This window comes from Novosphingobium beihaiense (assembly GCF_022832375.1).
GTDB lineage: Bacteria > Pseudomonadota > Alphaproteobacteria > Sphingomonadales > Sphingomonadaceae > Novosphingobium > Novosphingobium beihaiensis.
The window spans coordinates 160575-184636 of sequence record NZ_JALHLG010000011.1 but is presented as its reverse complement, the minus strand read 5'-3'; the positions used below and the strand labels follow the sequence as shown (position 1 = coordinate 184636).

Here is a 24062-nt window from a genome sequence, read left to right as displayed (position 1 = left end):
AGGTTACACCAGTCCGCGCCCTTCGATCCGCACCACCGGCACGGTGCCGAGCCCGCGCGGCAGGTCCAGTTCCAGCGCTTCGAAGGTCTGGCGGAACGGCACGGCCCCGCCGCCGAGCAGCGTCACCGCCGCCACCTCGCCCTTGCCTGCCCGTGCCAGCGCGCGGCGGCCCAGAGCCTGCACCGCAAGCGGCCCGGAGGGCGCGGCCAGCATCAGCATGTAAAGCGCCCCGTCCTTCGTGGTGAAGCGCACATCGCCCTCGGCAAAGCCCTTGAAGCCGCCTTCGTTCTGCATGCCCGGCTGCAAGGCGGTCGGCCCTTCGCCATAGATGTGCCAGGGGCGCGAGCCGAAGATCGCCTCGCCGCCCACCGCCATCCAGCGGGCGAGATCGTCGAGGATCTGCTCTTCCTCGGCATCGATCGTGCCGTCGCCGCGCTGGGGGATGGAAAGCAGCAGGTTGCCGTTCTTCGAGACGACATCGGCCAGCCGCTGGATCACCGCGCGGGCACCGACATAGCTTTTATTGGTGAAGCGCGCGCGGTTGTAGAACCAGTCGCCGATGCAGGTATCGGTCTGCCAGGGCTCGTCCCAAAAGTGGTCGGTAAAGCCGCGCTCGACATCCTGCACCAGACCGAAACGGGCGCGGGGCTTCAACTGCTTGGCGGTGAGCACCACGTCGATATCGCCGTGCCAGCCGATCGCGCGGTTGTAGTAATCGGCGGCGGCGGCGAGGCCGTAGCGGCCGAAGGGCAGTTCGTAATCGTCGAAATAGCAGAAATCCGGGCGGTACTTGGCGACAAGGTCCATCTGCCGCAGCAGCCACTGGCGCGCGAATGTATCGTCGCCGGGCGGGGCGGTTTCGATCCACTGGCCATCGTGCCGGTCATGCCAGGCGTTCATCGCCGCGATGCTGTCGATGCCGCCGGGCGCCACCATGTGCGGGCCGGTGTAGAGCTGTTGCGGATCGAGCCCATCCCACCATTTGCCCGCGCCGTCCGCCCGGGTGAGTTTGAACGCGTCGTAGCGTTCGCCCTTGCGCGGCCCTTCCGGGTCATAGGCATAAGCCGTCTGATACCAGTGCCAGGCGTGCGCGGTGTGGTTCGACACGCCGAACTTCAGCCCCGCCGCGCGCGCCGCCTTTTCCCAGGTGCCGACCACGTCGCGCTTCGGCCCCACGCGCAGCGAATTCCACGCATGATGCGACGAATCGAAACAGTCGAGATTGTCATGATGGCAGGCCAAGCTGACGAAATAGCGCGCCCCCGCTTTCACAAAGCGCTGCATCAGCCCTTCCGGGTCCCACTTGTCCGCGCTCCACAGATTCTGCATGTCCATCATGCCGGTATCGGCGGGATGGCCGTAGGTCCTGAGGTGATGCTCGTACATCGGATGCCCCTGCATGTAGAGGAAGCGTCCGTACCAGTCGCCCTGCTCGGGCACCGATTGCGGGCCCCAGTGGGACCAGATGCCGAACTTCGCATCGCGGAACCAGTCCGGATAGCGGTAGTGGGCGACCAGCGAATTCCATGTGGGCTCGACCGGGCCCGCCGTCATCTGCCCCGGCGCACCGGACAGCGCCCGCGCGGGAACGCCCGCGGCCATGGCGCCTGCCGCAATGCCGCCTGCCAGAAATGTGCGCCGGTCAGCCATAGTCTCTCCCGGGATATTCGCACTGTCTCCGCAATACGGCGGAAACCCGCCGCTGCCCCATAGATAGCGCTACCATAAGTTTGACTGGCCTGCCCTGCCTTAGGAGGAGGAGGCGGCAGGGCAGGCCAGTCCGCTCAGCGCTGCGGACGCTTCACCCGCAGTGCTTTGCCATTCCAGACCACTTCGGCGTCGGCCGTGGTATGCTCGGCCACGCTTTCGCCAGCGGCAATCCACTTGATCCGCACCGAGCGGCTCTTCGGCATTCCGGCATAGCCCTTGCCTTCGCGCGCGCCGAGCGTGACCGTGCCCGTGGCATCGTCATAACGCACCGGCATGCGGCTCCACGCGCCGGTCTTGTACCGCTCGGAGCGGCCATCGTCGTTGTAGAGCGAGAAGGCCCCGTCCGCGCCGGTGTAGATCACCAGCGTGACCGGCGCATCGGGCTTTTCGTCGGTATACTGCATGACCGGGCCCATCGGCACGATCGAGCCGGCCCGCACGAACAGCGGCATCCGCTCGGCAGGCGCGGGAACCGTGGCACTGGCGCCGCCCTTGTAGGTCTTGCCGCTTTCGAAATCGTACCAGGTCACGTCCTTGCCGGGGAAATAGACCTCGCGCTCGCGCGCCTTCCAGGCCGTGACCGGCGCCACCAGGAACGCCTTGCCGAACAGGTACTCGTCATTGATCGTGCGGGCTTTGGCGTCTTCCGGGAAGTCCATCACCAGACCGCGCATGATCGAGCCGTCCTTCATGTAGGTATCGGCGCCGAGCGTGTAGATATAGGGCATCAGGCGGTAGCGCAGCTTGTCATACCACACCATCGAGGCGCGCATCGGCGAGCCTTCGGGCGAAATCTCGTAGATCTCGCGCCAGGGCTTTTCGCCATGGCTGCGGAAGATCGGGCTGAAGGCACCGAACTGGAACCAGCGCAAGTTCAGCTCGCGCCACTCGGCCAGATCCTGCGGCTCGGGATGATCGGCGGTATAGCGCGGTTCGACCGAGAAGCCGCCGATGTCATGCGTCCAGTTGGGCAGGCCCGACATCGCAGTGTTCACGCCCGCCGAGATCTGCGCGCGCAGATCGTACCAGCGCGTGGCGACATCGCCCGACCACACCGCCGCGCTGTAGCGCTGCAAACCGCCGAAGCCCGAACGGGTCAGCAGGAACGGGCGCACGTCCGGCTTGAACGCACGCCAGCCGTCATAGAACGAGCGGGCATTCATCAGCGGATAGGAATTGAAGAACTCCGCCGCCGGGCCGATCGCCGTCGGCCCCATGGTGTCGATGCGCTTTGCGATCGAGAGGTTGGAGTGCATGTCCGGCTCGCTGGCATCGGCCCACCAGGCATCGAAGCCCAGCACGCCGAGGCGGTCCTGGATCTGGCGCCAGAAGATCTTGCGCCCCTTGGCCGAATAGGGATCATAGAACGTGTTGAGATAGCCGGGGCCGACCCAGTCCTTGTTCCCCTGCTCCAGATTGCCGTGATAGACGGCGCCCGCGGCATCGAGTTCCTTGTAGTTGTCCGTGGTCGGATAGAACTTGGGCCAGACCGAAATCATGATCTCGGCATGGTCTTCGTGCACCTTGTCGACCATCGCCTTGGGATCGGGGAAGCGCGAGGCGTCGAACTTGTGGCTGCCCCAGCTATCGTCGGTCCAGTAGCGCCAGTCGAGCACGATATTGTCGATCGGGTACTGCAGCTTGCGGTACTCGCTCAGCACGTCCAGCAGCTCCTTGCTGGTGTCGTAACGCTGGCGCGACTGCCAGAAGCCGTAGACCCACTTGGGCATCATCTCGGCCTTGCCGGTGAGCTTGCGGTAGCCCGCGATCACCCCGTCCATGTCCTTGCCGGGCACGAACCAGTAATCCTTGTCGCGCGCGACATCGCTGGAGAACCACACCGAATGGCGGTCCGCCTTGGGCAGCGGATCGTTGTGCAGCAGCGCGATATAGCCCGCGTTGGGTTCCCACTCGATGCGGATGTGCACTGGCTTGCCCGCCGTCATCGGCAGCTCGAAATTGGCATACCAGGGGTTCCAGTTCTGGCGCCAGCGGTCGAGCACCAGCTTCCCGTCGGCATAGACCTTGTAATAGCTGGAGCCGTAGAGTTCGAACTTGTGCACCCCGGTCTTGTCCGGATGCACATCGCCGTTCCACACCACCGTCTGCGTCTGCACCGCGTTGCCGGCGGTGTTCTGGCCCTCGCTGGCGGCGACCGTCTTCGCCTTGGCCGCTTCGGGCCACTTGGCCTGATCGGCGATGTACTGATAATCGACGCTCGCTTCCTGCCGCGCGACCGCCAGCTTGCCGTCGAGGAAGTATTCAGCCTTGAAGCCCGGCTTGCCGTCGCTGGTGACTTTCATCCCGCCCTCGGCGCCGACCAGCGCGTAGGGCTTCGGATTGCCGAAGCGGGTGATGCTCTCGTTATCCCACAAGAGGCCATAGCCCTTGGTGGAGACGACGAAAGGCAGGCCAATGTCCATATTGTGCTGGGCGAGCTGCACGTCCTCGCCGTTGTAGTCCATCTGCGCGTTCTGGTGCTGGCCAAGGCCGTAGAGCCCCTCGCCCGTGCCCCGGTTGAACTGCTGCGAGACGGTGACGTAAGGCTTGCCGTCCGCCTGCGTCTGGGTGAACACCGTAGGCGCCGATTCCGCGAGCAGTTCCTTGCCCCTGGGATCGAGGAAGCGGACTTTGCCGCTGGCAAGATCGATATCCGCCGTCGCCTTCGCTGCCTTCACGGTCACATGGCCGCCGCGCTCGCTGACGGTATAGGCGCCCGCCGCCGGGGGATTGGGCGCCATCAGGCTTGCGTTCGGCGCCGGAACCTCCAGCCCGCGCGGATGGGCGGTGACGTGGAAAATGCCATCGCCGTGCAGCGTCACTTCGACGCGGTCCGCCGGGCCGCCTTCGGGCGTGACCACCACGCCGCCGGGCACTTTTTCCACGTGGGCCTCTGCCGCGATGGCGGGCGCCGAGCAAAGCGCGCTGCCTGCCAGCAGTACCGCGATCCGGATATGCTTCATAATCGTATTCCCCTGCCCTTCAGGTGCGTTCATTTGGTTGCGTAGAAACCGGTGGTGACTTTGAGCACCTGCGGCTTGTTTATGAGATTGAACCCGTAATCGGTCTGATCGCCATTCCACACGCGGGTCTTGACCCACTTGCCATCGCGGAACGTGCCTTCCTCGACCGAGACGATCACGCCGTTGGGCTCGCCATGCGCGGGCGTGAAGCGCACGCGCACGTGATCGCCCATCACCAGGTATTCATGGTCCGAAAGCTGCGCCACGGCCAGGCCGCCCACCGGCTCCTTCGCCCATGGCGCCGGATCGGCGGGGAGCCAGGTCCAGTCCTTCTCCCCGAACTGCCACTGGCCCCATGTCGCGGTAATCTTCCACTTGCCCATCACGGTCTCGCGATTGGAACCGTCGTCGGGCTTGGCCGCGCCCCAGGTGGGATGCGTGTAGGCGATCCGCGCCCAGTCGCGCATGACCGGCGCCAGCGTGCCATAGGGCAGCGCGAAGGCGTGCAGCGTCTCCTTGTCCAGCGCGCGGGCGCCGAGCGGATAGTTGAAGAAGCCGGTGTCATCCATGCCGAACGGCGAAAAACCGATGCCGCCGCGCCCGATGGTGGGCCAAAAGAAGCGCGCGAATTCCTTCGCATTGCCGATTTCGGGCACCATCAGCGCATTGTCGGGCCGGGTGTACTTGTCGAGGTACTGGATGACGTTGCCACTTTCCCGATCGTAGATATCGGGCGCGGCGAAATCGATATCGGGGGCAGCTGCCTTCCAGATATCGAGCACGTCCCACTGCGGCCCGCCGCTGGCAACGCCGGTGGGATCGGGCACATTGGAAGGCCCGGCGAGCGAGGCATTCACATACATCGGCAGCGGCTTCACCGCCTTGCCCGCTTTCGCCACGGCATTGACGTAGCTGGCGACATACCAGGTGTTGAACGCGCGCGGCGCCTGCTTGCCGAAGGCCTGCTGCCAGGTGCCGTGCTTGCCGGTCTTCGCCGCCAGCGCCGCCGGGATCTGTTGCGCGAAGAGGCGGTTGCCCTCGGCTGAATAGTCGCGCGGCACGCGATAGGAGCCGGTCTCGTTTTCCGGCTGGACCATGATCACAGTGTTCTGCCGGTCATGATCGCGCAGGTATTCCATCACTTTCACGAAAGCGCGCCTGTCCGCCGCCAGCGTGGTCTTCGCCAGCGGAGTGAGCGCGTAGTGATCCGAACCGTCGGGCGCCTTCATGCGCGGGAAGCGCGCGTTGTCGAGCTTGACCCAAGCGGGGGTGTAGGACGGGCTGGTGTTCTTCCAGGTGCCGAACCACAGCAGCACCACGCGCTTGCCATGCGCCCGCGCGCCGTCGAGCAGCGCCTGAAGATAGGTGAAATCGAACTGGCCCTCGACCGGCTCGACCTGTTCCCAGGCGATCGGGATTTCCAGCGTATTGGCATGGATCGCATCGAGCACCGGCCAGACCTTGTCCAGCTCGCCCGGATAATTGCTCGAATTGTTCGCCTGCGCGCCCAGCATCAGAAAAGGCGCGCCGTCGACGATCAGCGCATGACGGCCATCCCGGCTTTCCAGATGCGGCGTTTGCGCCTGCGCGGAAACCACCTGACCGGCCAGGGCCAGCCCGGCGGCCAGCGCCAGCGTCGTGACAAATGCAGCCTTTCTCATTCTTCCCCCTTCACCGGCGTGTTCACGGGATCGCCATAGACGATGCCCCTGCCGTCGGTTCCTATGTAGACCCGCCCGAACCGGCGCGGATCGCCCGAGATCACCCGGATGCGCATGCCCCATTGATGGGCATCGTCGTTGATCCGCACCCAGCTCTCGCCACCATCGTCCGAGCGCCAGATGGCGCGCAGACCGTTGATCGCGCCCAGAGCGTAGAGCGCCGGTTCGCGGCGGCCCGGCGCGGCCTTGCCCAGACCATAGCGCTCGACCGAGATCGTTTCACCCGTGCGGGCCCAGCTTTTCCCGAAATCCACCGAGTGCCACAGCCCGCCGCCCAGATTGAGCCACAACGCGCCTGCCCGGCCCGGTTCGGCCAGCAGCGGCGCGGGGGCTTCGCGGTTGGTGAAATGGGCGGCCGAAAGGTCCGCGGGCAGGCCCTTGCCCGCCACGGCATGGAAATGCGCGCCGCCATCGTCGCTGCGCACGATCCGGCCTTTCGCGAAATCGATCGCGTAAAAGCGCCGCGCGTCCACTTTGTCCGCCGTCACCCGCACCCGGCTCGGGAGGCCTTTGGCCACTTGCCAGTGCGCGCCCCGATCCCGCGTGAAGCGGGGCACATCGGTTTCGGCAAGGAACGTCCGGCCATCGGCGGACACCGTGATCGCGGCATCGCCGGTCTGCTCGGGCAGCGGCGAGCCATCCGCGTGCGGCGTGCCTGCGGGCACATGCAGCGGCGTCCACGAATTGCCGCCATCCGCAGACCAGGCGAGCGACGTGTCCGGCACCACCCGCGCATGCACGCTGCCGCTCCTCACCATCATCCGCGGCGCCCGCCCGGCATAGTCGAGCGTATTGGTGTTCGAAAGGAATGGGTTGAGGTGCATGTGCGGCGGCGAAACCTTGAGATCGCCATGCCGGAACCCCGCGATATCGCCGAAGCCCGAAACGAGATGCGCCCCGCCGGTGGGGCTCGTCAGCGTGATGATCGCGGTCTGCTCGATCCCGCGCGTCCACGGCGCCCAGTGCAGAGTGCCGGGCTGTTCCAGCTCGTGCGTCGCATAAACGGTCGCGCCGGTGACATAGGCGGCATGATCGGCATCGAACGGATCGATCGCTAGCCCGGCTATCCAGTGGCCGAAATTGGCCTTGCCGTCGAAATCGAGAAAGGGCGTAGCCGAAACGTCGCGCACCGAGCGCTTGTAAAGCGCATCCCAATGCGCCCCGCCATCGTGCGAGAGCCAGACGGTATCGACCGGATAACCGCGATCGACGGTGCTGACGGCGATTGTCTTCGGATCGGACGCCGCCACGGAAACGCCCATGTAACCGCCCGCAGGCGCATCCTTGCCCTTGAGCGGCGTGACATCGCGCCACGCCCCGCGCGCCGGATCGAAGCGCCAGACCGCACCGCGCGTGATCCCGTTGGGGCCGATGCCGTCGCACCACGCCACCGTCAGCACGCTGTCGCTGCCGATTGCGGCTTTCACCGGCAGCAGACCATCGTCAGGCGCGCCCGGCACCGCGTGCCACGTCTGGCCGCCATCGTCGGAGCGCAGCAGCGGCGGCGTGCCCGGATCGGCGCTGCCCACGAACAGGCGGCCTTTCACCTGCGGATCGAAGACCACGAAGGAGAGCCCGCCATGCGTCGCGCGCGGATCGGTGGGCACGCCCAGCCCGGCGAGCGGGAACGAGGCCGCCTTGTGCCATGTGGCTCCGGCATCGGCGCTCGTCCACAGGCCCTGATGGCGCGAACCGAAGAACAGCCGGTCATGATCGAAAGGATCGATCGCCAGCCGCTCGCCCAGCCCGCGCCCGTTCTCGTTGCCGCCCATGCGGAACGGCACCGGCGTCACCCGCCATGTCCTGCCGTAATCGGTGGAGCGGAAGATCGCCGAGGGCAACGACCAGTGCATCCCGGCGGCGAGATAGACCGTGCCGGGATCGACGGGATCGGCGGCTAGGCTCTCGATCCCCATATAACTGCCCTCGGACACGCCGTCCTGCAGCGCCAGCCAGCGCCCGGCCTTCGCATCCCAGCGGTAAGCGCCGCCCATGTCGGTGCGCAGCCATGCCAGCCCCGGCTCGACCGGGCTGAACACCACCCCGGGCGCGAAGCCGCCGCCGCCCACGCGCACGCTGTGCCAGTCATAAGCCACGCTTTGCAAAACCGGTTTGGGCGGCATCGATTCGGAGGCGGCAGAAGCCTGCGAGGGCGCTCGGGCACACAGGGGCGCACCGGCAAGCCCTGCCAGCATCGCGAGCGCCAATAACGGCGCCTTATGAACCCCTGAGATGGCCACGGCCTTCCCTCTCTCCAGCAGTTTCAACGTCCTCGACAGGCACTTTTGGAGTCGCACCTTGACGCTGCGTCGCTCTTCATAGATAACGCTAACACCTGTGGAGGGGAATAGCAGTGACGAAAAATTATCCCGCCGTGAATCGTGGCCTTCCCGAAGACTGGCGCAGCGGCATTTTCCTGGGCCGTATCGAAACGCGCGAAGGCCCCACCCCCATTCTGATTCGCGATGGCAGCGTGTTCGACATGACGCGCGTGGCCCCGACCATGTCCGCCCTCATCGCCTCCGGCGTGCGCTCCGGCGGCGAGCGCATGGGCGGCATCGAAGTGCTGGAAAGCGCGGAGCTGCTCAGCCCCATCGACTTGCAGTGCGTGAAAGCCTGCGGCGTGACGTTCGCGGTTTCCGCGCTCGAACGCGTGATCGAGGAACGCGCGCGCGGCGATCACACCCTGGCCGCCGAACTGCGCGGCAAGATCGAAAGCGTGCTGGGCGGCTCGGTGCGCAGCACTGTCCCCGGCTCGCCCGAGGCTGACGCGCTCAAGCAGGCGCTGATCGACGAGGACATGTGGTCGCAGTACCTCGAAGTCGCGATCGGGCCCGATGCCGAAGTCTTCACCAAATGCCCGGTGCTCGCCACCGTGGGGCATGAGGCGGCAATCGGCGTGCGCTCCGATTCCGGCTGGAACAATCCCGAACCCGAAGTGGTGATGATCGCCGGGCCCGACGGCAAGGCCGTGGGCGCAACGCTGGGCAACGATGTCAACTTGCGCGACTTCGAAGGGCGCTCGGCTCTGCTGCTCGGCAAGGCCAAGGACAACAACGCCTCCTGCTCGATGGGCCCGTTCATCCGCCTGTTCGACGACGGCTTCACCATGGACGACGTGCGCGTCGCCGACGTGGCGATGACCATCCAAGGCGAAGACGGCTATGTCCTCGAAGGGCACAGCACGATGCGCGAGATCAGCCGCGACCCCGAAGACCTGCTACGCCAGACGATGAGCGAGCACCAGTATCCGGACGGTTTCGCGCTGTTCTGCGGCACGCTGTTCGCCCCCACGCAGGATCGCGACGAACCCGGCCGCGGCTTCACCCACAAGCCCGGCGATACCGTTACCATCTCCAGCGCCCGTCTGGGCACGCTGGTCAACCGGGTGACGACCTCGGCCGAGGCTCCGGCCTGGACGTTCGGCATCGGCGAACTCTTTACCAACCTGGCTCGCCGGGGCCTGCTCCCGGCATGACGAACGATCAGGACACTATGTTGAAACAGACCTCTACCGGCGGCCTCAGCGCCATCTATCCCGAGCTGCAGGACCGCAAGGTCATCATCACCGGGGGCGCGTCCGGCATCGGTGCCGGGCTGGTCGAGGCGTTCGTGGCGCAGGGCGCGAAAGTGGCGTTCGTCGATATTCAGGACGATCAGGGCGAGGCCCTGACCGCGCGTCTGGGCGAAAGCGCGCGCCATGTGCCGCTCTACCGCCATCTCGATCTCACCGATATCGACGCCGTGACCGGCACGGTCCGCGAACTGGGCGAATCGCTCGGCGGGATCGACGTCCTGCTCAACAATGCCGCCAACGATGACCGCCACACCGTGGCGGAAGTGACGCCCGCGTTCTGGGAAGAGCGCATGAACGTGAACCTGCGCCACCAGTTCTTCGCCGCGCAGGCCGCGGTGCCCGCGATGCGCGAGGCGGGCGGCGGCGTCATCCTCAATTTCGGTTCGATCAGCTGGCATCTCGGCCTGCCCGATCTGGTGCTCTACCAGACCGCCAAGGCCGCGATCTCCGGGCTCACCCGCAGCCTCGCGCGCGATCTCGGCCGCGACAATATCCGCGTCAACACGATCGTGCCGGGCAATGTGAAAACGCCCCGGCAGGAAAAGTGGTACACCCCCGAAGGCGAGGCCGAAATCGTCGCCGCGCAGTGCCTGTCCGGCCGCATCATGCCGCAGGACGTCGCCGCGCTGGCGCTGTTCCTGAGCTCCGACGGCGCGCGCATGTGCACCGCGCACGACTACTGGATCGACGCAGGCTGGCGATGAGCACGATGCAGGCCGAACACCTTCTCTCCGTGGGCGCGACGCTGGGTGAAGGCCCGGTCTGGATCGAGGATGCGCTGTGGTTCGTGGACATCAAGCAGAACACCGTGTTCCGCTTTGATCCCGCCTCGGGCGATCTCAAAAGCTGGCAGGCGCCCGAGCATGTCGGCTGGGTGCTGCCTTCGGCGCAGGGCGGGCTGATCGCCGGGCTGCAAAGCGGGCCGCACCGGTTCCTGCCGGAAACAGGCGCGTTCGAACGGATCGCCGCGACGCAGCCCGATCTGCCCGACAACCGCCTCAACGATGCCGCCATCGACGGTGAGGGCCGGATCTGGTTCGGCACCATGGACAACCTCGAAGAGAGCGAGACCGGCGTGGTCTTCGTGCTGGACAAGGGTGTGGTGACGCAGACGGCGCTCCCCCCGGTGACGATCACCAATGGCCCGGCGATCTCGCCTTGCGGCACGCGCGTCTATCATGTCGACACGCTGGGCCGCAAAGTGATCCGCCACACAATCGCGGCGGACGGCACGCCGGACGCAGGCGAAGTATTCCTCGATTTCAACGGCGAGGCCCGTACCGACTGGGGCCATCCCGATGGCGCCACCTGCGATGCCGAAGGCGCCGTCTGGCTCGGTTTCTTCGGCGGATCGGCCGCGCGGCGCTTTGCGGCGGACGGCACAATGACGCACGAAGTGCGCTTCCCGGTCAGTAATATCACCAAGGTCGCGCTCGGCGGCGCGGACGGCTACACGGCCTACGCCACCACCGCACGGCAGGGTCTGACGGAAGCGCAACGCGCGGCCGAACCTCTGGCGGGCGACCTGTTCACCTTCCGCGTAGAGGTGCCGGCTCCACCGGCCCGTCGCGCAAACACCTGAAGCAATCCGGCCCGAGGCAAGAGACAAAGAAAGCCCGGGCCGAAGGGAAAGGATCTCCTTAATGGATAGGGTCGGAATCAACACGCGCCTTGTCGCGCTCGTGGTTGCTGTCGCGACGATCGGCGGCTTCATGTTCGGCTACGATTCGGGCGTCATCAACGGCACGCAGAACGGGCTGGAAGCCGCCTTCGATCTCGGCCGTCTGGGCATCGGCGTCAATGTCGGCGCCATTCTCGTCGGCTCTTCCATCGGCGCCTTCATCGCCGGGCGCCTGTCCGACCGGATCGGGCGGCGCGGCACGATGATGCTGGCGGCTATCCTGTTCCTCGGCTCCGCGCTGCTGGCAGGCGCTGCCGGGTCTTCGGCCGTGTTCATCGTCGCGCGCATCATCGGCGGCCTCGGCGTCGGCGCGGCGAGCGTGACTTCGCCGGTCTATATTTCCGAGATGACCCCGGCCCATCTGCGCGGCCGCCTCTCCAGCATGCAGCAGGTGATGATCATCACCGGCCTCACCGGCGCCTTCCTCGCCAACTTCGTGCTGGCACGCTGGGCCGGCGGATCGACCGCAACGCTGTGGTTCGATTTCCCGGCATGGCGCTGGATGTTCTGGCTCCAGGCCATTCCCGCCGCGATCTATCTCGTGGCCTTGCTCTCTATCCCCGAAAGCCCCCGCTATCTGGTCGCGCGCGGCCGTCATGACGAGGCGCGCGCGGTGCTGACCCGCCTATTCGGCCCCGCCGAGGCCGATCGCAAGGTATCCGAAATCAACGCCTCGCTGGCCGCCGATCATCACCGCCCGCGCCTGTCCGACCTTGTCGACAAGAAGACCGGCAAGATCCGCCCGATCCTGTGGGTGGGCATCGGCATTGCCGTGTTCCAGCAGCTCGTGGGCATCAACGTGGTGTTCTACTACGGCGCGACGCTGTGGCAGGCAGTGGGCTTCACCGAAGACTATGCGCTGCAGACCAACATCCTCTCGGGCGCGCTGTCCATCGGCGCCTGCCTTACCGCCATCGCGCTGATCGACCGGATCGGCCGCAAGCCGCTGCTGCTGATCGGATCGGCGGGCATGGCCGTGGCGCTGGCGCTGGTCGCCTGGGCTTTCTCGACCGCCGTCACCGGCACCGACGGCGGGCTGGTACTGCCGGGCCACTCCGGCCTCATCGCTCTGATTTCCGCCAACGTGTACGTGGTGTTCTTCAACCTGAGCTGGGGCCCGGTCATGTGGGTCATGCTCGGTGAGATGTTCCCCAACCAGATCCGCGGTTCGGCGCTCGCCGTGGCAGGCTTCGCGCAGTGGATCGCCAATGCCGCGATCTCGGTCAGCTTCCCCAGCATGGCCGAGAAGCCGGGCCTCGCGATCACCTATGTGCTCTATGCCACGGCAGCCGCAGTCTCGTTCTTCTTCGTGCGCGCGACCGTCACGGAAACGCGCGGACGCGAGCTGGAGGACATGGAAGGGTGAGGATCGCGGCGGGAGACTGGCAGCTCGATCTCGATCCGCATCGCGGCGGGATGATCCGGGCGCTGACCCGGCAGGGGCGCGATATTCTGCGCCCCATGCCGGAAGGCAGCACCGAACCGTTCGAGAGCGCCTGTTTCCCGCTCGCCCCTTACGTGAACCGCATCGCCCATGGCCGCTTCGCATGGGACGGCACGGCTTATACGCTGGCGCCCAACCACGAAGGGCAGGCCCATCCGCTGCACGGCACTGCCTGGCTGGGCGCATGGGACATCGAAGCCGACGATGCGCACAGCGTCACGCAAGTGCATCATCACAAGGCCGGGACCGGCTGGGACTGGCCTTTCACCCTGCGGCAAGCGCTGAGCCTCTCTCCGGACGGCCTCGAAGCCCGGCTGGAACTGCACAATACCGGCAGCCGCGCCATGCCCGTGGGCCTCGGCTTTCATCCGTGGTTTGCCCGCAGCGCCGTTACCGCCATCGCCTTCGAGGCCGAGGCCGTGTGGCTGGCCGATGCGGATATGCTGCCCACGCAAACGGCTCCTGCCGATGCGCTGGGAGACTGGAGCCGGGGCGCCGGGCTCGAACGCCCCGATCTCGTCGATCATTGCTATGCCGGATGGGGCGGCGCCCTGCGGATCAGCCGCACCGATGGCGACGTGCTGCTGGAAGGCGATGCCGCGCCCTTCCTGCACCTATACGTGCCGCCGGGCGAGGATTTCTTCTGCGCCGAGCCGCAAAGCACGATGCCCGATGCCGTCAACAGAATGCCGCCTGCCCCGCTATCACCCGGCGAGATGGCCAGCATCGCCATGCGCATCCGCAACGTCTAGGTGCTGTCTGGTGAAAACGAAGTTCGTGTCATAATTCGTCGCCCCCGCCCTTCGGCTGGCCGACAGGCCGGCCGCTCAGGATAAACTGCCCTTTGGGCAGGCGGGGGCGACGCTACCTTTTTACGCTATGCTGCAAAAAGCGGGATCCCCGCCTGCGCGGGGATGACGGAAAATAGTGACGCGAACTTCAGTTCCACCACACTAGAGCGTGATCGTTTTACGTTGAATCGTCATTGCGAGGCCCGCAGGGCCGCGGCAATCCAGAGCGCAGTGGCACTGCGCTCTGGATTGCTTCGCTTCGCTCGCAATGACGAGGGTTTCCTTCAAAGGTGATCACGTTCCAGAGAAACCTGCACCACGTCCGCTCGTCCTGAGCTTGTCGAAGGACGCCGGGAGCCAACACCCTTCGACAAGCTCAGGGTGAGCGGAGTTTGTTCAGGTTTCAGGCGTGCTGATCCAAGTCAGCCGTCCCGTCCTCAACCCGGCACGCGCAGCACCGGGCGGCGGCGCGGGGCGGCGTCGGACTGGCGGCGCACCAGCTTGTGATCGACCACGATCCGGTGCGTGCTGATCTCTCCCTGCTTTTTGTTGCGCAACAGGGAGACGAGCAGTTCCACCGCGCGGCGGCTCATCTGGGCGATCGGCTGCTGGATCGTGGTGAGTTCCGGCCAGATCGTCGTGGCGAGCGCCACATCGTCGAAACCGCAAACGGTGAGGTCTCCCGGCACGTCGAGCCCGCGCCGATGCGCGATGGCAACGGTCGCGGCGGCCATGTCATCGTTGCTCGCGAAAATCGCAGAGGGCGGATTGTCCAGCGAAAGCAGCACTTCGGCCGCGTCCAGCCCCGAACGGTAGGTGAAGTACCCTTGCGCGACGAGCGATTCGTCGTAAGGAATACCCGCTTCGGCAAGAGCTTCCCGGTAGCCCTCAAGGCGCTCGCCACTGGCGGAAAGGTCAGGATGCCCGGCAATGAAACCGACCCGTTGATGGCCCAGGCCGATCAGGTGCGCGGTCAGTTCCCGCGCGGCGCTGCGATCGTCGATCATGATCGCCGCCACGCCTTCGCGCGGCCGCGCCGTGGATACCGCGACAGTCGGGATAGCGGCCCGTTCCAGCACTTCCAGAACCGCGCTTTCCTCGTTCAGCGGCGGCGGCAGGATGATGCCGTCGATCCCGCCCGCGATCATCCGTTCGGTGGCCTGCGCCAGATCGGCGCCGTCTTCCACTTTCTGCACGATGATCTGCGCGTCCGAGCGCCCGGCTTCTTCCAGACTGCCGACGATAAAGGCGCTGAGGAACGCTTCGGACGGGTTGGAATAGAGCAGGCCGATGCGGATCTGCGCCGCCCCAGCGAGACTGCGCGCAGCCCGGTTCGGCGCATAGTTGAGTTCGGCGATGGCCGCGTTCACCGCATCGCGGGTGGACTGGCGGACTTTGGGTTCGGAATTGATGACGCGCGATACCGTCATCATCGACACGCCCGCCCGCGCCGCGACATCGGCTATCGTCGGAGCGCCTGTCTGGCGGGATTTGGAGGAACGGCGTTTACGCTCTCTATCGGACATGGGGCGACATTAGCAGGAGTTGCGCAAAGGCAAAATGCCTGCCGTCACGATCGGCTGCACGATTTATGGTAGCGCAATCATTTTTGATGCCGTAGGAAATCGGGAACCTGGGAATGAATGAGGATGTGATGAGGCGTTTTCACCGCGTACTGCAAGCTGCCGCTCTGGTTTCCTGTGCGTCTGTGGCTCTGGCCCAGGCCCCGGCGCCCGAGCCTACTCCGGTGCACCCCGAACTCTGGCCCGCCGCCAAGAGCCCGGGGCTGGTCGATGCGAAGACCGAGGCACGGATCACCGCGATCATGGCGCGCATGAGCCTGCGCGAAAAAGTCGGCCAGATGATTCAGGCCGATACCGCCTCGATCAAGCCCGAAGATCTTGAGAAATATCCGCTCGGCTCGATCCTGGCGGGCGGCAACTCGCCGCCGATCGACGCGCCGGACCGCTCGCCCGCCTCGGCCTGGGTCGCCACGGCCCGCGCGTTCAATGCCGTCGCCATGGAAAAGCGCGACGGGCATGAGCCGATCCCGATCATGTTCGGCATCGATGCCGTGCACGGCAACAGCAATGTCGTGGGCGCCACGCTGTTCCCGCACAACATCGGCCTTGGCGCGATGCACGATCCCGCGCTGATGCGGAAGATCGGCGCGGCGACCGCCGCCGAAACCGCCGCCTCGGGCATCGACTGGGCCTTCGGCCCCACGCTCGCCGTGCCGCAGGACGAACGCTGGGGCCGCGCCTACGAAGGCTATTCGGAAGACCCCGCCATAGTCGCCGCTTACGCAGGCCCGATGGTCGAAGGCCTGCAGGGCAAGCCCGGCACGCAGACCACGGTGCAGGCAGGCCGCGTCGCCGCGAGCGTGAAGCACTTCCTGGGTGACGGCGGCACCACCGGCGGCATCGATCAGGGCGATACGCAAGTCGACGAGGAAACGCTGATCCGCATCCACGACGCCGGATATCCCAAGGCGGTCGATGCCGGAACGATGACCGTCATGGCCTCGTTCTCCAGCTGGAACGGCACCAAGATGCACGGCAACAAGGCACTGCTGACCGATGTCCTCAAGGGCCGCATGGGCTTTGACGGCTTCGTGGTCGGAGACTGGAACGGCCACGGCCAGATCCCGGGCTGCACCAACACCGATTGCCCCGCCACCTTCAATGCCGGGCTCGACATGGCGATGGCGCCCGACAGCTGGAAGGGCCTGTTCGAATCGACGCTCGCCGCCGCACAGTCGGGCAAGATCCCGATGGCGCGCATCGACGATGCCGTGCGCCGCATCCTGCGCGTGAAGATGAAGCTGGGCCTGTTCAATCCGGCCCGGCCCTATGAGAACAAGCCGCAGGAAATGGGCTCGCCCGCCCACCGCGCGATTGCCCGTCAGGCCGTGCGCGAAAGCCTCGTGCTGCTCAAGAACGAAGGCGTGCTGCCGATCAAGACCAGCGCCACCGTGCTCGTCGCGGGCGATGCGGCGGACGACATCGGCCGCCAGTCCGGCGGCTGGACGCTTTCGTGGCAGGGTGACGGCAATACCAATGCCGATTTCCCGGGCGCGACCTCGATCTACGCCGGCATTGCCGAGGCCCTGAAAGCGGGCGGCGGCAAGGCCATTCTCTCCACCGGCGGCAGCTTCACCCAAAAGCCGGACGTCGCCGTCGTCGTCTTTGGCGAGCAGCCCTATGCCGAGCTGCGCGGCGATGTGCGCACGCTGGAATTCCAGCCCGGCGACAAGAAAGCGCTGGCCCTGCTCAAGAAGCTCAAGGCCGCTGGCATCCCCACGGTTTCGGTGTTCCTCTCGGGCCGCCCGCTATGGGTCAATCCGGAGCTCAACCAGTCGGACGCGTTCGTGGCGGCATGGTTCCCAGGTTCGGAAGGCGAAGGCGTGGCCGACGTGCTGGTGGGCGGCAAGACCGATTTCCACGGCACCTTGTCCTTCAGCTGGCCGAAAACGGCGGCCCAGTTCCGGCTTAACAAGGGCATGGCGGGGTACGATCCGCTGTTCCCGCTCGGCTACGGCCTGACTTATGCCAAGGGCGGCCATGTCGGCCCGCTCAGCGAAGTGGCCGGGATCGATGCCAGCGACACCAATTCCAGCGTGTTCATTGCCAAGGGCATTGTCGCCAAGCCGTTCAAGCTGGAAACCGGCGCGGCCGTGCAGCGCCATCTCGTCGACAGCGCGGACCGTCAGGAAGGCGCGATCCAGCTCGCCTTCACCGGCGCGGGCGAGGCCTCCATTCTGGGGCCCAATCTCTCGCTCGAACGCGAAGCCAACGCGGAAATGAACGTGGAAGTGACCTACCGCCTCGACAAGGCGGCCAAGGGCCCGGTCACGCTGGCGCTGGGTTCGGGGCCGGTGCGGATCGACGCGGCGCTGGGCACGCCCGGCACCTGGCACAAGCTGCGCATTCCGCTCAAGTGCTTCTCCTCGCACGGCACGTACCTTGGCGGCATCAGCCACCCGTTCAAGCTGAGCGCGGATGCGCCGTTCACGATCACGATCTCGGACATGCAGCTCGCCACCGATCCGGCCGGCGCCGTCTGCCCGAACTGAGGAGACCGCCGGAATGACCGATAGCAAAGGCCCTTCGCGCCGCGCGCTGCTGGGCGGCCTCGCCGCGGCCGGGCTCGCCGCCACGATCGCCCCGCGCAAGGCGGAGGCAGGCCTCACCGCGATCGGCTATTCCGGCCCTTCCATCCCGCTCTGGCCCGGCAAGGCCCCCGGCGCTCCGGCGACGCTGCCCGTGCGCAAGGTCAAGCAGAACAGCACCAGCCCCGCGTTCGACGACCGCCTGATCACCGGCGTTGCCAATCCTTCGCTGGAAGTGCGCCAGCCCGCCTACCGCGATGGCTCGGCCGTCATGCTGATCCCGGGCGGCGGCTACGGCTTCCTCGCCTGGGACAATGAGGGCGAAGAGCAAGCCCGCTGGCTGACCGAGCGCGGCGTCACCTGCTTCATCCTCGCCTACCGCCTGCCCTGCGAAGGCTGGGCAAACCGCGCCACCGTGCCCCTGCAGGACGCCCAGCGCGCCATGCGCCTGATCCGCGCGCGGGCCGGGGACTTCGGCATCGATCCCAAGCGTATCGGCGTGCTCGGTTTTTCGGCGGGTGGCCACCTTGCAGGCAGCATCGCCACCCGCTTCGACGAAAAGGTCTACGATTCCATAGACGCGGCGGACACGCTCTCGGCCCGCCCGGACCTTGCGGGCATGATCTATCCGGTGGTGAACCTGTCCAGGTCCATCACCCACGCCGGATCGCGCGACAATCTGCTGGGCAAAGACGCCAGCGAGACGCTTCGGGTAGCCGGCTCGGTAGAGACCCGCGTGACGGACCAGACCCCGCCGGTCTTCCTCACCGCCTCCAGTGACGACGGCCTGGTGCCCATCGCCAACAGTCTGGCGATGTACAATGCCATGCTGGCGAAACAGCGCCCGGTGGAATTCCACGGCTTCGACAAGGGCGGCCACGGCTTCGGCGTGCGCCTGCCCGACGATGTGCCCGCCCACGTCTGGCCGGACCTGTTCCACGCCTACGGCAAGAGGCACGGGGTTTTCACGGCGTAGCGCGAACGTGCCTTCTTCGTGCTGATCGCGGCAGGAGAAAGAAACCACGTGCGATAAGACCAGCACCGGCACGCGACACGATCCGTATGGGTGCACTTCTCTGGATGAGGAGAGTGAGCGTCCCATTCCGGCACACGCTCTCCCTGTTCATTTGTACGATACAGCCTCATCGAGGCTTGCGCGTGCAACTTCCAGATACCTGTTTCGTAGCATTCCAGTCGCCGCGACGTCCCCCAACCGGCTCATAAATAGTTGAAATGTAAAGGCAGCATTCCCCTTAGTTTCCGGAGAGCCTATCCAGGCTCCCCGAGCGTTACGCTAGAAATTGCCCTACAAATGTTAGCGGTACATTTTTCATGTTGCACCTATGTTGCAGCGATGATAGGTGCCGTCCCAGCAGACGGACTGCTCCTCACAGAGCAGCATAACGCCTTGCCAGGCTATGAATTGATAGCGCTACCAATGCTGCAACGCAGCATTGCATGGGACAGGAGGGGACTGATAGTGACCGTTTTCAATCAGCTTTGCCGTGGAATTTCGGATTTCAGCGGCCGCAATATTCTTCGCGCCGGCGTTTCCGCAACCGCGTTGGCAGCCTGCGCGCTTCCCTCCATTGCGTGGGCACAGACCGCCTCCGAATCGGACACCGCGACTGCCGACGATCAGAACGTGGACTATAACGCCATCATCGTTACCGGCATCCGCGCCTCGCTGCAGAGTGCCCGCACCCGCAAGCGTGATGCTGAAGTCGTGGTCGACTCGATCTCCGCGCAGGACATCGGCGCCCTGCCCGACCGCTCGGTTTCCGAAGCCCTCCAGCGCGTTCCGGGCGTCACGCTCCAGCGCACCAGCGAGGCCCGCGACCCGGCCCGCCTTTCGGGCGAAGGCGGCGGCGTGTTCATCCGCGGCCTGTCCTTCGTACGCTCCGAACTGAACGGGCGCGACGTCTTTTCGGCCAACAACGGCAATTCGCTGTCGTTCGAGGATATCTCGGCCGATCTCCTTTCGGGTGTCGACGTCTACAAGAATCCCTCGGCCGACATGATCGAGGGCGGCATCGGCGGCACCATCAACCTGCGCACCCGCAAGCCGTTCGACGCTCCCGGCTTCGTGGCCGCGGTTTCGGGCGACATCAACTACGCCGATCTGCGCAAGAAGAGCTTCATGTCGGGCAGCGCCCTCGTCAGCGACCGCTGGGATACCGGCCTCGGCGAGATCGGCATTCTTGCCTCCTATTCGATCAGCAACATCGGCAACCGCACCGATTCGATCTCGGCCGACCGCTTCCTGCAGCGCACGCTCGCGTCCGACATCGACGGCCACTCGGCCGGCGACACCGTTTACGTCCCCAACAGCGTCGGTTTCCGCCGGATCGACTGGCAGCAGGAACGCCGCGCGTTCGACGCCTCGATCCAGTGGCGCCCTTCAAGCACGCTGGAATTCACGGCCGAAGCGCTGATTTCCAAGGCGACGCCGAACGACTCCGAATACTATATCGGCAATTCCTCACAGCTGACGCCAGAGGATCCCAGCTTCGTCTACGGCGATGCCGGGCAATTGATTTCGGGTACTGCAAATAACCAGCAGCCTATGCTGGACACCCGCGCGGGCCGTCAGCGCAAAAAGAATCAGGACTACTCGTTCAACGCCAGGTGGGAACCGGACAGCCACCTCACCATCACCGGCGACGTGCAGTATTCGAAGTCGACGTCCAAGGTCTATAGCATGACCGCGTTCACCGGCATGGACGTTCCGGCCACGTTCGACTTCAACCTCAGCGGCGACACGCCCTACCTCGACATGAGGCCGACCGATCCGGCCCAGTCCTTCGCCGACAAGTCTCTGAACTGGTGGGCTGCGGCGATGGATCACCTGGAAGACAATGAAGCCGACCAGTGGGCCATCCGCGGCGACATCGAATACACGTTCGACGACGGCTTCCTCAAGTCGCTCAAGGTCGGCGGACGCTGGGCCGATCGCAATGCCGTCACACGCCAGACGACCTACAACTGGGGCATACTCTCGGCCCAGTACTGGGCGCAGGACGACAAGGTCTACCTTGACCAGACCGGTCGCGCGGGCGGCATCCAGAATCCGGGCCTGCCCAACCAGTCCGTATACGTGCCGTTCCACAACTTCTTCCGCGGCGAGGCGAACAGCCCGACCAGCGGCCTGTGGCTTCCCGCTCCCGGCCTCGTCAACAAGACCACCGGCCACGCTTACGACTTCCTACAGGCCACGACGCTAAGCTGGGGCTGGCAACCGCTTAGCGACGATTTCTCGGAAACCACCAGCAAAGGCGGGATCAACAACCAGGGCCAGGAAACCTTTTCCGCCTATGCCGTCGCCCGCTTCGGCATGGAAAACAGCCCGTTCGGCCGCTTCGATGGCAATGTCGGCGTGCGGGTAGTCCATACCAAGCTCGACGCACTGGGCTCGGCAATTAACGTTGGCACGATCAGCACCAACTGTACGACTGCGGACTGCACGGACTTCGATCGTGCATCCAACTTCGCCGGCGGAGACCTGGGCAATACCCTGACTGCCGGCAGCAACAGCTACACCGATGTTCTGCCCAGCCTGAACCTGCGCTATTTCGCGACCGACGATTTCCAGATCCGTTTCGCGGCCTCGAAGGGAATCTCGCGCCCGACGTTCGCGCAGCTCAATCCCTACACCTCGCTCAACTTCTCATTCGATGATACCGGCGCTCCCAACGGCACCGGTATTGGCGGGCGCACCACGGCCTTCACCGGCACGGCAGGCAACCCCGATCTCAAGCCGACCCGGTCGAACAACTACGACCTCAGCTTCGAGTATTACTATGGCCGCTCGAACAGCCTGACGCTGGCGCTGTTCTACAAGGAGATCAGCAACTACATCTTCGTCGGCCTCGAACAGCAGAGCTACACCAGCGGCGGCGAGACCATCACGTTCGACGTGAACCGCCAGACCAATGGCGCCAAGGGCAAGATCAAGGGCTTCGAACTGGCCTATACCCAGTTCTTCGACTTCCTTCCCGGCGATCTCAGCGGCCTGGGCCTTACCGCGAACCTCACTTACGTGAATTCGACCGGTGGCCAGAACAGCTCGGTCAACGTGTTCGACACCGCCACTGGCGACAACGCGGGCCTCAACCTGCCGCTGGAAGGCCTTTCGAAGTGGTCCTACAACGTTGCCGGCGTCTATGAAAAGCACGGCATTTCCGCCCGTGTCGCCTACAACTGGCGGTCGCACTACCTGCTCACCACTTCGGCGGCGAACATCAACTACCCGGTCTGGAACGACGACTACGGCCAGCTTGATGCCTCTATCCTCGTCGATGTGGGCGACCACATGAAGATCGGTCTGCAGGGGACCAACCTGCTAACCTCGCGCACGTACCTGCGCGTGGGCGACCCCAGCCTGAAGCCGCGCTACAGCTGGACCGAAACCGACCGACGCGTAGCCATGGTGGTCCGCACCCGCTTCTGATAGCTCCTCCCAAGCCTCCCGGTCCGCTCGTTCGGACCGGGAGGCTATCTACCAGACAGGCGGGAGAGGCCACATGGGCGGGCCGGACAATCGAATTACGCGATACGTCGTTGCAGGCGGCGGCAGTGCCGGTTGGATAACCGCCGCCGTCCTGGCCCGTTTTCTCCCCCCTTCTTCAGCCAGCATCACCCTCGTCGAGTCCGAGGAAATCGGCATCATCGGCGTGGGTGAGGCAACTGTCCCCCTGATCGGTCAGCTCAACGCCCTCCTCGGCATCCACGAGCCCGATTTCGTCTCCGCAACCAACGGCACATTCAAACTCGGGATCGAGTTCGCGGACTGGGGCGAAACAGGCAACCGCCACTTCCACGGCTTCGGCGACTTCGGTGAGGACATCGCCGGGCTCCCTCCCCATCAGTATTGGCTAAAACTCCGCGAAGCAGGGCCCGTTGCCCCGCTTAGCGAATGGTCAATGCCCTGGGCCGCCGCGCAGCGCGACCGCTTTGCCCCGCCGCAGGCCATGAAAGGCGAGGCTGCGGAATTCCGGCACGCCTATCATTTCGACGCCGCGCTCTATGCCGCCTATCTGCGCCGTCTGGCCGAAAGCAAGGGCGTCACGCGCACAGAAGGCCGCATCCTTGAGGCCGCGCGCGACGGCGGGACCGGGCTTGTCTCGCACCTGATCCTCGACGGCGGCCGCCGCGTCGAAGGCGACGTGTTCATCGACTGCACCGGCTTTGCCTCGCTGCTGCTGGGACAGACCATGGGCGTTGCCTACCGCGACTGGAGCGAGTGGCTGCCCTGTGACCGCGCTGCCGCAGTCCCGTCCAGCCGTGCCGGACGGCTGACCCCCTTCACGCGCTCGACCGCTCTGTCCGCCGGGTGGCAGTGGCGCATTCCCCTGCAAAACCGGACCGGCAACGGCCACGTCTACGCCAGCCGTTTCCTCTCCGACGACGAGGCTGTCGCCCAGCTGCTCGCCGGGATCGACGGCGAAGTGCTGGCCGAACCGCGTCTGCTGCGTTTCACACCGGGACGCCGCGAGCGCTTCTGGGAAGGCAACGTCATCGCCATCGGCCTTGCCGCCGGTTTTCTTGAGCCGCTGGAATCCACGGCACTCCAGCTTATCCAGACCGGCGCCATGCGGCTCCTCGAATTCCTGCCTTGCGGCACCCCGGATCCGGCGCTGATCGCGGAATACAACCGCCAAACCGCGCTGGAATACGAGCGCATTCGCGATTTCATCATCGCCCATTACTGCCGTTCGCGCCGGGACGAGCCGCTCTGGCGCGAAGTGGCCGCCATGGATCTTCCGGAAACGCTGGCCCACAAGCTGACCGTATGGGATGCCTGTGGCCGCGTCCCGCTATACGACCTGGAATCGCATCAGGAGCCAAGCTGGGTTTCGATACTCATCGGCCAGGACATACTGCCGCGGCACTACAACCCGCGCGTCGACGCCGTGCCCGAAGACCAGCTCAGGTCCATCATGGAGCAACGGCGGCAGTTTCTCGCGCAGGCCGTCCAACGCATGCCGGGACACGATTACTTCATTTCGCGCACCTGTGCCGCGCAGGACACAGCATAGTCCTACGCATTTGGCACTTGCCGCTC

General features: G+C 65.5%; 14 protein-coding genes. 9 read left to right on the top strand and 5 right to left on the bottom strand.

The genetic code is table 11. The features are described from left to right. Positions 1-3: 3 nt before the first annotated feature. The 4 genes from MTR66_RS10375 to MTR66_RS10360 all read right to left on the bottom strand — a co-directional run bounded on the left by MTR66_RS10375 (position 4) and on the right by MTR66_RS10360 (position 8490). On the bottom strand, positions 4-1650 hold the full coding sequence (locus MTR66_RS10375) for an alpha-L-fucosidase (RefSeq protein ID WP_243920626.1): 1647 nt from the start codon (positions 1648-1650) through the stop codon (positions 4-6). A 134-nt stretch (positions 1651-1784) separates the two neighbouring features. Then, on the bottom strand, positions 1785-4673 hold the full coding sequence (locus MTR66_RS10370) for a TIM-barrel domain-containing protein (RefSeq protein ID WP_243920624.1): 2889 nt from the start codon (positions 4671-4673) through the stop codon (positions 1785-1787). 29 nt (positions 4674-4702) lie between these two features. Further along, positions 4703-6334 (bottom strand): DUF5597 domain-containing protein, encoded by a 1632-nt coding sequence (locus MTR66_RS10365; protein WP_243920622.1) that lies wholly within the window; start codon positions 6332-6334, stop codon positions 4703-4705. Continuing rightward, on the bottom strand, positions 6331-8490 hold the full coding sequence (locus MTR66_RS10360; protein WP_243920620.1) for a WD40/YVTN/BNR-like repeat-containing protein: 2160 nt from the start codon (positions 8488-8490) through the stop codon (positions 6331-6333). The genes MTR66_RS10365 and MTR66_RS10360 overlap by 4 nt, the downstream gene beginning before the upstream one ends. 257 nt (positions 8491-8747) lie before the next feature. Here MTR66_RS10360 and MTR66_RS10355 point away from each other — a divergent pair, with 257 nt between their 5' ends. The 5 genes from MTR66_RS10355 to MTR66_RS10335 are packed head-to-tail and all read left to right on the top strand — an operon-like array spanning position 8748 to position 13848. Continuing rightward, positions 8748-9872 carry a fumarylacetoacetate hydrolase family protein gene (locus tag MTR66_RS10355; RefSeq protein WP_243920618.1) on the top strand — a complete coding sequence of 375 codons (1125 nt, stop codon included), beginning with the start codon at positions 8748-8750 and terminating at the stop codon, positions 9870-9872. Continuing rightward, the gene (locus tag MTR66_RS10350; protein ID WP_407673041.1) at positions 9869-10675 is read left to right on the top strand and encodes an SDR family NAD(P)-dependent oxidoreductase; all 807 of its coding nucleotides are present in this window, start codon (positions 9869-9871) and stop codon (positions 10673-10675) included. Before MTR66_RS10355 ends, MTR66_RS10350 begins: the two co-directional genes overlap by 4 nt. Then, on the top strand, positions 10672-11553 hold the full coding sequence (locus tag MTR66_RS10345; protein ID WP_243920615.1) for an SMP-30/gluconolactonase/LRE family protein: 882 nt from the start codon (positions 10672-10674) through the stop codon (positions 11551-11553). Before MTR66_RS10350 ends, MTR66_RS10345 begins: the two co-directional genes overlap by 4 nt. Before the next feature lie 4 nt (positions 11554-11557). Further along, positions 11558-13018 carry a sugar porter family MFS transporter gene (locus MTR66_RS10340; protein ID WP_327194497.1) on the top strand — a complete coding sequence of 487 codons (1461 nt, stop codon included), beginning with the start codon at positions 11558-11560 and terminating at the stop codon, positions 13016-13018. Next, entirely contained in the window at positions 13015-13848 is an 834-nt protein-coding gene (locus tag MTR66_RS10335; RefSeq protein ID WP_243920610.1) for an aldose 1-epimerase, read from the top strand. Before MTR66_RS10340 ends, MTR66_RS10335 begins: the two co-directional genes overlap by 4 nt. A 476-nt stretch (positions 13849-14324) precedes the next feature. Here MTR66_RS10335 and MTR66_RS10330 read toward each other — a convergent pair whose 3' ends face one another. Next, positions 14325-15413 carry a LacI family DNA-binding transcriptional regulator gene (locus tag MTR66_RS10330; RefSeq protein WP_243920608.1) on the bottom strand — a complete coding sequence of 363 codons (1089 nt, stop codon included), beginning with the start codon at positions 15411-15413 and terminating at the stop codon, positions 14325-14327. 128 nt (positions 15414-15541) lie between these two features. Here MTR66_RS10330 and MTR66_RS10325 point away from each other — a divergent pair, with 128 nt between their 5' ends. The 4 genes from MTR66_RS10325 (at position 15542) to MTR66_RS10310 (ending at position 24036) form a co-directional block, all read left to right on the top strand. Then, entirely contained in the window at positions 15542-17962 is a 2421-nt protein-coding gene (locus tag MTR66_RS10325; RefSeq protein ID WP_243920606.1) for a glycoside hydrolase family 3 protein, read from the top strand. 13 nt (positions 17963-17975) lie between these two features. Then, positions 17976-18974, top strand: a complete 999-nt coding sequence (locus MTR66_RS10320) for an alpha/beta hydrolase (RefSeq protein WP_243920604.1) — start codon at positions 17976-17978, stop codon at positions 18972-18974. 504 nt (positions 18975-19478) lie between these two features. Further along, the gene (locus MTR66_RS10315) at positions 19479-22448 is read left to right on the top strand and encodes a TonB-dependent receptor (RefSeq protein ID WP_243920602.1); all 2970 of its coding nucleotides are present in this window, start codon (positions 19479-19481) and stop codon (positions 22446-22448) included. A 73-nt stretch (positions 22449-22521) separates the two neighbouring features. After that, complete coding sequence (locus MTR66_RS10310; protein ID WP_243920600.1) at positions 22522-24036, top strand: tryptophan halogenase family protein; 1515 nt, start codon at positions 22522-22524, stop codon at positions 24034-24036. The last annotated feature ends 26 nt before the right edge of the window (positions 24037-24062 follow it).